General features: G+C 72.7%; 10 protein-coding genes. 9 read left to right on the top strand and 1 reads right to left on the bottom strand.

Going from position 1 to position 12758, the window contains the following annotated elements:
- Positions 1-159: 159 nt before the first annotated feature.
- The 8 genes from fahA (at position 160) to ACIP67_RS12845 (ending at position 9709) form a co-directional block, all read left to right on the top strand.
- Positions 160-1371, top strand: coding sequence for a fumarylacetoacetase (gene fahA / locus ACIP67_RS12880; RefSeq protein ID WP_401691579.1), 1212 nt, complete (start codon positions 160-162; stop codon positions 1369-1371).
- A 155-nt stretch (positions 1372-1526) separates the two neighbouring features.
- On the top strand, positions 1527-2465 hold the full coding sequence (locus ACIP67_RS12875; protein ID WP_401691223.1) for a M56 family metallopeptidase: 939 nt from the start codon (positions 1527-1529) through the stop codon (positions 2463-2465).
- Between the two features lie 159 nt (positions 2466-2624).
- A complete protein-coding gene (locus ACIP67_RS12870; RefSeq protein WP_389513099.1) occupies positions 2625-3413 on the top strand; it encodes a GntR family transcriptional regulator in 789 nt (262 codons plus the stop codon).
- Positions 3414-3534: 121 nt separating this feature from the next.
- Positions 3535-3762, top strand: a complete 228-nt coding sequence (locus tag ACIP67_RS12865; protein WP_030790138.1) for a ferredoxin family protein — start codon at positions 3535-3537, stop codon at positions 3760-3762.
- A 14-nt stretch (positions 3763-3776) separates the two neighbouring features.
- Complete coding sequence (locus tag ACIP67_RS12860) at positions 3777-5117, top strand: ABC transporter substrate-binding protein (RefSeq protein WP_401691220.1); 1341 nt, start codon at positions 3777-3779, stop codon at positions 5115-5117.
- Positions 5114-6016, top strand: coding sequence for an ABC transporter permease (locus ACIP67_RS12855; protein ID WP_401691218.1), 903 nt, complete (start codon positions 5114-5116; stop codon positions 6014-6016). Before ACIP67_RS12860 ends, ACIP67_RS12855 begins: the two co-directional genes overlap by 4 nt.
- Positions 6000-6845 (top strand): ATP-binding cassette domain-containing protein, encoded by an 846-nt coding sequence (locus ACIP67_RS12850; protein WP_401691216.1) that lies wholly within the window; start codon positions 6000-6002, stop codon positions 6843-6845. Before ACIP67_RS12855 ends, ACIP67_RS12850 begins: the two co-directional genes overlap by 17 nt.
- A gap of 11 nt (positions 6846-6856) precedes the next feature.
- Positions 6857-9709, top strand: a complete 2853-nt coding sequence (locus ACIP67_RS12845) for a fumarate reductase/succinate dehydrogenase flavoprotein subunit (RefSeq protein ID WP_401691577.1) — start codon at positions 6857-6859, stop codon at positions 9707-9709.
- Between the two features lie 164 nt (positions 9710-9873).
- On the opposite strand, the gene recQ is transcribed toward ACIP67_RS12845, so the two are convergent.
- Positions 9874-11880, bottom strand: coding sequence for a DNA helicase RecQ (recQ, locus tag ACIP67_RS12840; RefSeq protein ID WP_401691214.1), 2007 nt, complete (start codon positions 11878-11880; stop codon positions 9874-9876).
- A 200-nt stretch (positions 11881-12080) separates the two neighbouring features.
- Here recQ and ACIP67_RS12835 point away from each other — a divergent pair, with 200 nt between their 5' ends.
- Positions 12081-12683, top strand: coding sequence for a Uma2 family endonuclease (locus ACIP67_RS12835; RefSeq protein ID WP_401691212.1), 603 nt, complete (start codon positions 12081-12083; stop codon positions 12681-12683).
- The last annotated feature ends 75 nt before the right edge of the window (positions 12684-12758 follow it).

Below are 12758 nucleotides of genomic sequence, written 5' to 3'. Positions count from 1 at the left end.
ACCCGCGCACCACCCCGCGGACCGCCGGTCGAACACCCGCGGACACCCACCCGTAGCGCCCCCGGCCACGACGAACACATGTGCGCAAAGGCGCATGCGCGGCGCACACGCGGCGCATCCACGGCGAGCACGAAAGCGAGGCAGCACCCGATGCCCCCCTTGCCCCCCTTCGGCCTTCCCGAGGACGACCCCTTCGGCCCGCACAACCTCCCCTACGGTGTCTTCTCCCGCCCCGGCTCCGAGCGGCGGACCATCGGCGTCCGGCTCGGCGAGCACGTCCTGGACGCGGGCGCGGCGGCCCGGGCCTGCGGCTCACCGCACGCCGCCCTCCTCACCCGCCCGACCCTCAACCCCCTGCTGGCGGCGGGGCGCGGCGCGTGGTCCGAGGTGCGGAACTCGCTGACGGAGTGGCTCACGGACCCCTCCCGCCACGACAGCCTCGCCCCGCTCCTGCACCCCCTCTCGTCGGTGACCCTGCACCTGCCGTTCGACGTCGCCGACTACGTCGACTTCTACTCCTCCGAACACCACGCCCGTAACGCGGGCGCCATCTTCCGCCCGAACGCCGGGGACGCCCTCCTGCCCAACTGGAAGCACCTGCCCGTCGGTTACCACGGCCGGGCCGGCACGGTCGTGGTCTCCGGCACGGACGTCGTCCGCCCGTCGGGCCAGCGCAAGGCACCCGCCGACGCCGCCCCCGTCTTCGGCCCGTCCGCACGGCTCGACATCGAGGCCGAGGTCGGCTTCGTGGTGGGCGTGCCGTCGCGGCACGGCCGGCCGGTCCCGCTGGCCGAGTTCCGCGAGCACGTCTTCGGACTGTGCCTCCTCAACGACTGGTCGGCCCGCGACATCCAGGCCTGGGAGTACGTGCCGCTCGGCCCGTTCCTCGCCAAGTCCTTCGCCACGTCGCTCTCCGCGTGGATCACCCCGCTGGAGGCGCTGGAGGCGGCCCGGGTCCCGCCCCCGGAGCGCACCCATCCCCTGCTCCCCTACCTGGACGACACGTCCACCGAACCCGCCGGTTACGACCTGCGCATCTCCGTCGCCGTCAACGGTCACATCGTCTCCGAACCCCCTTTCTCCACCATGTACTGGACGGCCGCCCAGCAACTCGCCCATCTGACGGTCAACGGCGCCTCCGTACGCACCGGTGACCTGTACGGTTCGGGCACGGTGAGCGGACCGGCCGCACACCAGCGCGGCTCCTTGCTGGAGCTGACCTGGAACGGCCGTCACCCCTTGGAGCTGCCCGGCGGCAAGCGCACGTACCTGGAGGACGGTGACGTGGTGACCCTGTCGGCCTGGGCTCCGGGACCGGACGGTCTGCGCGTGGGTCTGGGCGAGGTGAGCGGGCGGGTTCTCGCGGGCTGACTCCGGCGTCGGTCGCCGTCATACTGGCGGCGGGCACGGTCCCCGTACCGGGCCCGCCGTACGCACGCCCTCGGGGCGGGCGCACCCGGAGCGCGTCCGTCCGGTCCGCCTTCTCCTCTCCCCGTCTCCTCCGACCAGGATCCGGAGCCCGTGGCATGACCTTCTGCCTGCTCCTGCTGAGCGCCGTCGCGCTGGCGGCCGCCGTGCCGGCCCCACGTGCGCTCACCCGCGCCGAGTGGACCGAGCGGGAGCCGGTGGTCGCCCTGTGGGTGTGGCAGTGCCTGGTCGCCACGGTCCTGCTGTGCTGTCTGACGGCCCTGGTGCTGGGTGCCGCCGCCGTCTTCCACACCGTCCGCGCCCAGGTCTTCGCCCCCGCCCCGCCGGCGGTGACCGAGGCGTACGACCTGTCCACCGCCCCGGTGTGGGCGACCGCCCTCACCCTGCTGCTGGCCTGCGGGGCGGCCTGGACCACCGCGATGCTCGCCCGTGAAGTGGCCGAGGCCCGCCGACGGCGCACCACGGCCCGCGCCCACCTGCGGGAGCGCGCCCCCGACCTCCCCGCGGGCCTGCCCGCGGCCCGGGGCCCGCTGCTCGTCCTGGAGGACGAGTACCCGGACGCCTGGTGGATGCCCGGCAACCCTCCCCAGCTGATCGTGACCACCGGTGCCCTGCACCGCCTCACCTCCCATCAACTCGACGCGGTCCTCACCCATGAACGCGGTCACGCCCGGGCCCACCACGACTGGCTGCTGCACCTGTCGACGGCCCTGGCGACCGGCTTCCCGCGCGTTCCGCTGTTCGCGCACTTCTGCGACCAGACCCACCGGCTGGTCGAACTCGCCGCCGACGACACGGCGTCCCGCCGCTGCGGCCATCTGACGACGGCCCTGGCCCTGATCGAGCTGAATCAGCACCGGGGCGTCCTGTCCTGCGCGTCGAGCCGCCGGCTCCTGGGTGAACGCGTGGACCGCCTCCTCCAGCCGCCCCCAAGGCTGCTCCGCCGGCACCGCGCGCTGACGACGACGGTCGCCGCGCTGGTCCCGCTGCTGCCCCTCCTGATCACCTTCGCCCCGGGATTGACGGCGCTGGCCTGAACACCCCGTCGGCAGCCCTCGCCCGGCGCCGGACCGGGGTGGCAGATCTTTCCAGCGCGCACCGGAAATCAGCAGCTCAGAAGGGTTGCTGCCTCCTCGTCAGGTGGCGCAATACTTCAGCAACACCACTTCCTCACCCCCCTCGGTATGGTCCAGAACATGCCATCCACCGAGCGCGTCCGAGACCACGCCGGCCAGGGCGCGACCACCGTCGCCGCCCACCGCGCACGTCGCCGGCTGCGCGCGGACCAGGCCCGCCAGCTCGCCGACCTCCTCCGCCGCCAGCTCCTCACGGGCGGCTTCCCGGCCGGCACGCTGCCCCACGAGTCCGCCCTCGCCACCGACTACCGCGCCTCCCGCAACACCGTCCGCCAGGCGCTCGACCTCCTGAGGGCGGAGGGGCTCGTGGAACGCCTGCCCGGTGTCGGCACGGTGGTCGTGGCCCAGAAGTACCCGCACGGTCTCGACCGGCTGATGGGCCTCGCGGAGACGCTGCACGAACACGGCCAGGTCACCAACGAGGTCCGCACCATGGCCCCCGTGCCCGCGCCGGCTCCGGTGGCCGACCGCCTCCACGTCCCGCCCGGCGCCGACGTCCTCTACATCGAACGTCTGCGCCGCCTGGGCGGTCTCCCCCTGTCTCTCGACCTGACCTACATCCCGCTCGACATCGGCGCCGACCTGCTCGGCGCCGACCTGGAGAACACCGACGTCTTCCGCCTCCTGGAAGCCGCCACCGGCCAACGCCTCGGGCACGCGGAGATCACCCTGGAGGCGGTCAGCGCCGACGCCCACTCCGCTGCCGTCCTGGAAGCCCCGCGCGGGGCGGCCGTCCTGATGCTGGAACGCCTCACCCACCTCGCCGACGGCCGCCCCGTGGACCTGGAGTTCATCCGCTTCCGCGGCGACCGCATCTCCATGAGCGGTCTGCTGCACCGCTCCCGCTGACACCCACCGCACCGGCCCTCGCCCCCTTCGCTCCCTCGCGTCCCACCCCTTCATCGTTCGGCAGGGTCCGACCGGTTCACCGCCTCGCGGAATTTCCCACGCGATTTCCCTGGAGACAGCCATGCCCTTGGTGCCCCAGCGGGCCGACGTGCCCGTGACGATCGACGAGTCGAAGTGCATCGACGGCTGCACCCTCTGCGTGGACATGTGCCCGCTGGACTCCCTCGCCATCGACGAGAGCAACGGCAAGGCGTACATGCACGTCGACGAGTGCTGGTATTGCGGCCCGTGCGCGGCCCGCTGTCCCACCGGAGCCGTCACGGTCAACATGCCCTACCTGCTCCGGTGAAAGGTCCGCTCCCCATGAAACGCATCGCGGCCGCCACCGCCGCCACCCTCCTGCTGCCCCTCACCGCCTGCGGCGGCAACGCCGAGGCCGGTGACGGCTCCACGGTCACCGTCACCGTCGGCTACCAGTCCAAGACGATCAACACCGTCACCGCGGGAACCCTCCTGCGCTCCCTCGGCTACTTCGAGAAGCAGCTCAACTCCCTCGACGACGGCACCACCTACAAGGTGCAGTGGCAGGACTTCGCCACCGGCGCCCCCATCACCGCCCAGATGACCGCGGGCAAGATCGACATCGGCTCGATGGGCGACTTCCCCCTGCTCATCAACGCGGCGCGCGGCAAGCAGCTCGGCCGCCCCACCCACCTGGTCTCGGTCACCGGCTACAACCTGCGCGGCGGCCTCAACACCATCGTCACCGCCCCCGATTCCCAACTGACCTCCCTCACCGACCTCAAGGGCAAGAAGGTCTCCACCAGCGTGGGCTCGGCCGCCGACGGCACCCTCGTCCGGGCCCTGCAACGCGCCGGCATCGACCCGGACAAGGGCATCGAGAAGCTCAACCAGCAGCCCGCGGTGGGTGCCTCCGCACTCTCGGCGGGCAGCGCGGACGCCCTCTCCCAGTTCGTCGCCTGGCCCGGCCTGCTCGTCCACCAGGGCAAGGCGAAGGCCCTGTACGACGGCGCCCAGCTCGACCTGCCCACCTTCCACGGCGTCACCGCCCGCGAGGACTTCGCGAAGAAACGGCCGACCGTGCTGGAAGCGTTCCTGAAGGCGCAGGCCGAGGCCACCGCATACCTCTCCGCACACCCCGTCGCCGCGGCCGAGAAGGTCGCGAAGGCCACTGACCTGCCCGCCGAGGTCGTCTACCTCTACAACGGCGCCCACGGCATCGCCACCTTCGACCCGTCCGTCAAGCCGCAGCTGGTCGCCGCCCTGAAGAAGGACGTGTCGATCCTGAAGGCGGCGAAACTGACCGGGGACATCGACGTGGACGCCTTCGTCGACGACCAGTACGTGAAGAAGGCCCTCGGTTCCTCGTACGACGAGCAGCTCGCCGCCACGCCCCCACCGGCCCGGAGCGAGGTCTGGCCGAAGGGCGCCACCGAGACCCAGGCCTTCACCTCACCCGCCGACCTGCTGGCCTACGTGGCCGCGCACCCCGACGGCATCCGCGCCGCCTACGTCCCCGACGCCGACACCGGCACCCTCTGGTTCGCCGACAAGGCGGTCTGGGTGGCGGACGGTTCGACGCTGCTCCCCTTCGTCGCCCCGGCGACCGCGCAGGCCTACACCGACGCCCACGGCGGCGCCCGCGTCGTCTCGTACGCCGAAGCCCTGGAGCGTGCCGCGTGACCCGGCCCGCGCCGCGCTTCGGCCGCTACGCCCTACGGCTGCTCTCCCTCGCCACCGCCCTCGGCCTGTGGCAACTGGTGACCAGCCTGAAGATCGACCTCTGGCTGCGCTTCTCGCAGTTCCCCACCGTCACCGACGTCACCCGCGCCTTCGCCGACCGGCTCACCGGCGGCGACTACTGGACGGACCTCACCGACAGCGTCACCCGCATCCTCGCGGGATTCCTGCTGGCCGCCGTCCTGGGCGTGGCCGTGGGTGTGCTCGTGGCGCGCTCGCGGCTCGCCGAGGACCTGCTCGGCCCGCTCCTGGAGGTGATCCGCCCCATCCCGGCGATCGCCCTGGTCCCCGTGGCGATCCTCCTCTTCCCCTCCAACGAACAAGGCATCGTCTTCATCACCTTCGCCGCCGCCTTCTTCCCCGTGCTGGTCTCCACCCGGCACGCGGTCCGCGCCCTCTCCCCCGTCTGGGAGGAAGCGGTCCTCACCCTGGGCGGCGGCCGATGGCGCGTCCTCCGCTCGGTCGTCCTGCCGGGCGCGCTGCCCGGGATATTCGGCGGCCTGTCGGTCGGCATCGGCGTGTCGTGGATCTGCGTGATCTCCGCAGAGATGATCTCCGGCCAGTACGGCGTCGGCTACCGCACCTGGCAGGACTACACGGTCGTCGACTACCCCGGCGTCTTCGTCGGCATGGTCACCATCGGCATCCTCGGCTGGGCGACGTCCACGGCCGTCGAACTCCTGGGCCGCCGCCTCACCCACTGGCTGCCCCGCACCTCGTACGTTCCCGTGGCCCGGCCGCGAGCCGCACGGGCCGCGGCCCCGGTACCGTCCGCTGCCTCCCCCGTCGGCGGGGTACCCGTATCCGAGGCCGAGGAGGCACACGATGAGCACCTCGTCTGAGACGTCCCGGCGCCGCACGTCCGGCGCGACCGCCACCGGCGCGGAGAAGACCCGCCCCCTCCCGGCCGGCCCGGACACGGCCGCACCCGCGCCGGTCCGCGGTACCCGGCTCACCTTGCGCGCCGCCGCACTCGGCCGCCCGGACGCCCCCGCCCTGACCGGCGTCGATCTCGACGTGGTCCCGGGGGAGATCCTCACCGTCGTCGGCCCCTCGGGCTGCGGCAAGTCGACCCTGCTGCGCACCCTGGCCGGTCTGCTGCCCGCCCTCGCCGGAACGGTGGAGCAGGACGGCCACCGGATCACCGGACCGGCGGCGGACCGCGCGCTGGTCTTCCAGGAGGACGCACTCCTGCCCTGGCGCACCCTGCGCGCCAACGTCGAGCTGGCCCTCGCCGTGCGGGGCCGGCCGCGCGCGGAACGCCGCAGGCAGGCCGACTCCTGGCTCGACCGCGTCGGACTCGCCGACGTGGCCCGGCAGTTGCCCCATCGTGTCTCCGGAGGACAGCGCCAGCGCGCCCAGCTGGCCCGCGCCCTGGCCGCCGGGCCGCGCGCGGTCCTCATGGACGAACCGTTCGGCGCGCTCGACGCCCAGACCCGGGCCGGCATGCAGGACCTGCTGGTGGAAGTGCTGCACGGCACGGGCGCCACCGTCGTCTTCGTCACCCATGACGTCGACGAGGCCCTCTTCCTCGGCGACCGCGTCGCCCTGCTCGGCGCGGACGGCCTCCTCGCCGTCCGGAACGTCCCCCGCCCGCGCGACCGCGCCGCCCACGACGACCCGGCCCGCGTGGCCCTGCGCCGCGACGTCCTCACCTCCCTCGGCACGTGAAAGGCACCCTGGTGGCCACCCCCGTCAACACCCCTGTGCAGATCCCCGCGCTCACCGACGCCGAAGAGCTGACCTGCGACGTCCTGGTCATCGGCGGGGGCACCGCCGGCACGATGGCGGCTCTGACGGCCGCCGAGCGCGGCGCGGACGTGCTGCTGCTGGAGAAGGCGCACGTCCGCCACTCCGGCGCCCTCGCGATGGGCATGGACGGCGTCAACAACGCGGTCGTCCCCGGCCGTGCCGAGCCCGACGACTACGTCGCCGAGATCACCCGCGCCAACGACGGCATCGTCGACCAGTCCACCGTCCGCCAGACCGCGACCCGCGGCTTCGCCATGGTGCAGCGGCTGGAGTCGTACGGCGTGAAGTTCGAGAAGGACGAACACGGCGAGTACGCGGTCCGCCAGGTCCACCGCTCCGGCTCCTACGTCCTGCCGATGCCGGAGGGCAAGGACGTGAAGAAGGTGCTGTACCGGCAGTTGCGGCGGCGCGAGATGCGGGAGCGGATCCGCATCGAGAACCGTGTGATGCCGGTGCGGGTGCTGACGGCGGGCGAGGGCCCCGACCGGCGGGCCGTGGGGGCGGCGGGCTTCCACACCCGCACCGGGCGGTTCGTCACCGTCCGCGCGGGCGCGGTGATCCTGGCCACCGGCGCCTGCGGCCGGCTCGGCCTGCCCGCCTCCGGCTACCTCTACGGCACGTACGAGAACCCGACCAACGCGGGCGACGGCTACGCCATGGCCTACCACGCGGGCGCCGAGCTGACCGGCATCGAGTGCTTCCAGATCAACCCGCTGATCAAGGACTACAACGGCCCGGCCTGCGCCTACGTCGCCAATCCCTTCGGCGGCTACCAGGTCAACCGGCACGGCGAGCGCTTCGTCGACTCCGACTACTGGTCGGGCCAGATGATGGCGGAGTTCGCGGCGGAGGTCGCCTCCGACCGCGGCCCGGTCTACCTGAAGCTGAGCCATCTTCCCGAGGAATCGGTCTCGGCGCTGGAGTCGATCCTGCATTCGACCGAGCGCCCCACCCGCGGCACCTTCCACTCCGGCCGCGGCCACGACTACCGCACCCATGACGTCGAGATGCACATCTCCGAGATCGGTCTGTGCGGCGGCCACTCGGCCTCCGGCGTCCGCGTCGACGACCACGCCCGCACCACCGTCCCGCGTCTGTACGCCGCCGGCGACCTCGCGTGCGTGCCGCACAACTACATGATCGGCGCGTTCGTGTACGGGGACCTCGCGGGCGCGGACGCCGCCCGGTACCAGCCCTACGAGGGCGAGTTGCCGCAGGATCAGCTGCGCGAGGCGCACGAACTGGTCTACCGGCCGCTGCGCAACCCGGACGGCCCGCCGCAGACCCAGGTCGAGTACAAGCTGCGCCGCTTCGTCAACGACTACGTGGCGCCGCCGAAGTCCGGTGCCCGTCTCTCCCTCGCCCTGGAGGCGTTCGAGCGGATGCGGGACGACATCGCCGCGATGGGGGCCGCCACCCCGCACGAGCTGATGCGCTGCGCCGAGGTCACCTTCATCCGTGACTGTGCGGAGATGGCCGCGCGGGCATCGCTGGCCCGCACGGAGTCCCGCTGGGGTCTCTACCACGACCGCCTCGACCACCCCCGCCGTGACGACGTGTCCTGGTTCCACCACCTCGATCTGCACAAGTCCCCCTCCGGTGCGATGGAGTTCACGGCCCGCCCCGTGGCTCCCTATCTGGTTCCGGTCGACGAGTTCACCCCGGTCGGCGGTCCGTCCCGGCGTCTCGGCGAGGTCCGTGCCGAGAACGTGGCCACGGCCGGCTCACGCGACGTGGCGCCGGTGGCGTCCCCCGCTCCGGGGACCGGACCGGACCAGGCGAGCGTTCCCGTCGGCTCCGTCCCTCTCCTCCCTGCGGAGTCAGAGCCCTCCGCCGAGCAGTCCTCGTCCCGTCTGCTAGCCCTGGTCGCCCTCGCCGACGAGCAGCCCGGCCTCGACGCCCTGCGGCCCTACCTGAGCGACCCGGCCCCCGCCGTGCGGCGCGAGGCGGTCACCGTCCTCACGGAGACCGTGCCGCCGGGCAGCGGCCCCGCGCTCGCCGAAGCGCTGCGCGACACCGCCGCCGAGGTGCGTGCCGCCGCCGCGGCCTCACTGCGCGAGCTGGTCGAAACCCTGCCGCCCGAGCCGGCCCTGCGCGACGGCCTCGCCGCAGCGCTGGTCGAGCCCGACCCCGTCGTCCGCGCCGCCGCGCTCGACGTACTGCGCGCCCTGCGCCTGGGCGACGCCGACCTGTTCACGGCCGCCCTCACGGACACCGACATCGCCGTCCGCATCGAGGCCGTCCGCGCCCTGGTCTCCGTGGGCGCCGCCGACGAACTGGCCCGCACGGCATCCACCGACCCGTACCGCGAGGTGCGCGTCACCGTGGCCAAGGCGCTGGCCACGGTGACCGCGGCACACCTGGACGCCGCCTCCGCGACCGGCCCCGGCACGGACACGGGCACCGCCTTCGACGTGACCCCTGTCCACACGGCGCTGAGCACCCTCACCACCGACGCCGACGCCCTGGTCCGCGCCGCCGCCTACGGGGCGCTGGGCGCCGTCGGCTGCCCGGCGCCGCTCGCCGCCCGCGCCGTGACCGCCCTGGCGGACCCGGCGTGGCAGGTGCGCGCCGGGTCCGCCACGGCCCTGGCCGCCGCTTCCCCCGACACCGCGGTCCCGGCACTCTCCAAGGCACTGGCCGATCCCAACGCGGACGTCCGCAAGGCCGCCGTCCTCGCCCTGACCCGGCACCGCGCCTCCGAGGGCGCCCGGGCGGCCCTCGCCACGGCCACGACCGACTCCGACGCCGACGTCAGGGCGTACGCGGCACGAGGCCACTGACGGGCCGTGGCCGCCTGCGGACCACCAGAGCCACGGAGGCCGAGGGCTGCGCAGGGCCGAGGGCTGCGGAGGGCCGAGGGCCGCGCAGGGCCGAGGGCTGCGGAGGCCGAGAGCCGTCGCCCTCAGCCCGCCGCGGCCCGGGCCATGTCACGATGTCCGGCCGTCTACATCCAGTCCTCGGGCTCCGGTTCCGCCTCCATCTCGGGCCAGTCCTCCAGTCCGTCCGGGCCCTCCGCTGCCGGGGAGGCGCCCGGGGCCGGGCCGGAGGGTCCGTCCAGCGACGCCAGCACCGCGACCACGCCCTCCCCGTACGTCGCCAGCTTCTTCTCGCCGACTCCGCTGACCCCGGCGAGCTCGCGCACCGACGCCGGCCACACCGTGGCGATCTCCCGGAGCGTGGCGTCGTGGAAGATGACGTACGCCGGGACGCCCTGCTCGCGGGCCTGTTCCGCGCGCCAGGCGCGCAGGGCCTCGAAGGCGGGGAGCAGTGCCTCGGGCAGCTCCGCGGCTGTCGTTCTGGCCTTGCGGTCCCCGCGGCCGGACGAGGACGAGCCCGTCTTCGCGGTCGTCGGCTTCTTCGGCTCCTTGCGCAGCGGCACCTCCCGCTCGCGCCGCAGCACCGCCCCGCTGGCCTCCGTCAGCACCAGCGTGCCGTACTCCCCCTCGACGGCGAGCAGTCCCTGCGCCAGCAGCTGCCGCACCACGCCGCGCCACTCGCCCTCGGTCAGCTCCTCGCCGATGCCGAACACCGACAGCTGGTCGTGGTCGAACTGGATCACCTTGGCGGTGCGCTTGCCCAGCAGGATGTCGACGATCTGCACCGCGCCGAACTTCTGCCCCCGCTCCCGCTGGAGCCGTACGACGGTCGACAGCACCTTCTGCGCCGCGACCGTGCCGTCCCAGGTCTCCGGCGGGGTGAGGCAGGTGTCGCAGTTGCCGCAGCCCGCCGGGTCCGGCTCCTGGCCGAAGTAGGCGAGGAGCTGCCCTCGGCGGCACCGGGCCGTCTCGCACAGCGCCAGCATCGAGTCCAGGTGGGCCGCCGCCCGCCGCCGGAACGCCTCGTCGCCCTCTCCGGACTGGATCAGCTTGCGCTGTTGTATGACGTCGTTGAGGCCGTAGGCCATCCAGGCCGTCGACGGCAGCCGGTCGCGGCCCGCGCGGCCGGTCTCCTGGTAGTAGCCCTCGATGGACTTGGGCAGGTCGAGGTGGGCGACGAACCGCACGTCGGGCTTGTCGATGCCCATGCCGAAGGCGATGGTCGCCACCACGACCAGGCCTTCCTCCCGCAGGAACCGGGACTGGTGCGCCGCGCGCGTGCCCGCGTCCAGGCCGGCGTGGTAGGGCACCGCCTCGATGCCGTTGCGGGAGAGGAACTCGGCGGTCTTCTCCACCGAATTGCGGGAGAGGCAGTACACGATGCCCGCGTCGCCCGCGTGCTCCTCCCGCAGGAAGCTCAGCAGCTGCTTCTTCGGGTCGGCCTTCGGCACGATCCGGTACTGGATGTTGGGCCGGTCGAAGCTGGCCACGAAGTGCCGGGCCGCCGGCATGTTCAGCCGCTGGGTGATCTCCTGGTGCGTGGCGTGCGTGGCCGTCGCCGTGAGCGCGATCCGCGGGACGTCCGGCCAACGCTCGCCGAGCAGGGAGAGGGTGAGGTAGTCGGGGCGGAAGTCGTGGCCCCACTGGGAGACACAGTGCGCCTCGTCGATGGCGAAGACGGCGATCTTCCCGCGGGAGAGCAGGTCCAGCGTGGAGTCCAGGCGCAGCCGCTCCGGCGCCAGGTACAGCAGGTCCAGCTCACCGGCCAGGAACTCGGCCTCGACCACGCGCCGCTCGTCGAAGCCCTGCGTGGAGTTCATGAACCCGGCGCGCACGCCGAGCGCCCGCAGGGCGTCCACCTGGTCCTGCATCAGCGCGATCAGCGGCGAGACGACGATCCCCGTACCCGGTCTGACCAGGGCCGGGATCTGGTAGCACAGCGACTTGCCGCCACCGGTCGGCATGAGGACGACGGCGTCACCGCCGGCCACCACGTGCTCGATGACCGCTTCCTGCTCGCCGCGGAAGGCGTCGTAGCCGAAGACGCGGTGCAGCGTGGCCAGCGCCTCGCTGTCTGTCGTCCCCAATGTCCCGGTGATCGCTGTCATCTCCTTGATTCCGCCCGTCCCGCCCATCGCATGGCCCCCGTACGTCGTCCTTCGACCACTGCCTCCACGATAGGGGCCCGGACCGACAGCGTCGGAGTTATCCACAGGGCGGCTCCGTGTACGCGCGTCAAGGACACGACAGTCGTTCGCACGTTCGAGGGAGCCCTGTCCCGTTTCCGGCGGATAGTCTGATGGCACCGGCGAGACTCCGTCCCATGGGAGCACTCATGAGCGTCGCACCGAAGGCGTCCGCATCCGTTTGGCCGACCCCGCCCGAGGGGGGCTGGACCGCCGACGACCTGGACCGGCTTCCGGATCTCCCTCCGCACACGGAACTGATCGACGGGAGCCTCGTCTTCGTGAGTCCGCAGACGATTTTTCACGAACGCGCCATCGACTACTTCAAGTGGCAGCTGCAGTCCCTGGCGCCCGAGGAATTCGAGGTGTTCCGCGAGTTCACCGTCGACCTCGACCCGCAGAACCGCCCCGAGCCGGACGTGGTCGTGGTGCGCGGGGATGTCGTCGAGGATCCTGACCAGACACGCTTCCCTGTCGAGGCCGTCGTGCTCGCGATCGAGGTCGTCTCCCCGGACTCCGTCTCCCGGGACCGTGAGACCAAGCCGCTGAAGTACGCGCGGGCGAAGATCCCCCACTACTGGCGGGTCGAGAACGAACAAGGCCGCGCCGCGGTGCACGCCTTCGAACTGGAGCCGACCACGGGGACCTACACCAGCGTGGGAATCTTCCGGGAGCGGATGAAGATGGACGTCCCGTTCTCCTTGGATCTCGACCTCACCCAGATCAAGGTGCGGCGCGAGAAGAGCGAATAGCGGTACAGCCCCTCGCGCGGGCCGGCCCGGCACCCCGTGAACGGGTGCCGGGCCGGCCCGCGCCGTGGACGGCGC

It is taken from the genome of Streptomyces sp. NPDC088812, assembly GCF_044750285.1.
In the GTDB taxonomy this organism is placed as follows: domain Bacteria; phylum Actinomycetota; class Actinomycetes; order Streptomycetales; family Streptomycetaceae; genus Streptomyces.
The sequence above is the reverse complement of the archived record's forward strand: the minus strand, read 5'-3'. Positions and strand labels throughout refer to the sequence as shown.

Coding starts and splice junctions, on each gene's coding strand:
- ACIP67_RS12865 (WP_030790138.1), top strand. CDS start 3,535: ATGCCCTTGGTGCCCCAGCGGGCCGACGTGCCCGTGACGATCGACGAG.
- recQ (WP_401691214.1), bottom strand. CDS start 11,880: ATGGGCGGGACGGGCGGAATCAAGGAGATGACAGCGATCACCGGGACA.
- ACIP67_RS12870 (WP_389513099.1), top strand. CDS start 2,625: ATGCCATCCACCGAGCGCGTCCGAGACCACGCCGGCCAGGGCGCGACC.
- ACIP67_RS12835 (WP_401691212.1), top strand. CDS start 12,081: ATGAGCGTCGCACCGAAGGCGTCCGCATCCGTTTGGCCGACCCCGCCC.
- ACIP67_RS12860 (WP_401691220.1), top strand. CDS start 3,777: ATGAAACGCATCGCGGCCGCCACCGCCGCCACCCTCCTGCTGCCCCTC.
- ACIP67_RS12875 (WP_401691223.1), top strand. CDS start 1,527: ATGACCTTCTGCCTGCTCCTGCTGAGCGCCGTCGCGCTGGCGGCCGCC.
- ACIP67_RS12850 (WP_401691216.1), top strand. CDS start 6,000: ATGAGCACCTCGTCTGAGACGTCCCGGCGCCGCACGTCCGGCGCGACC.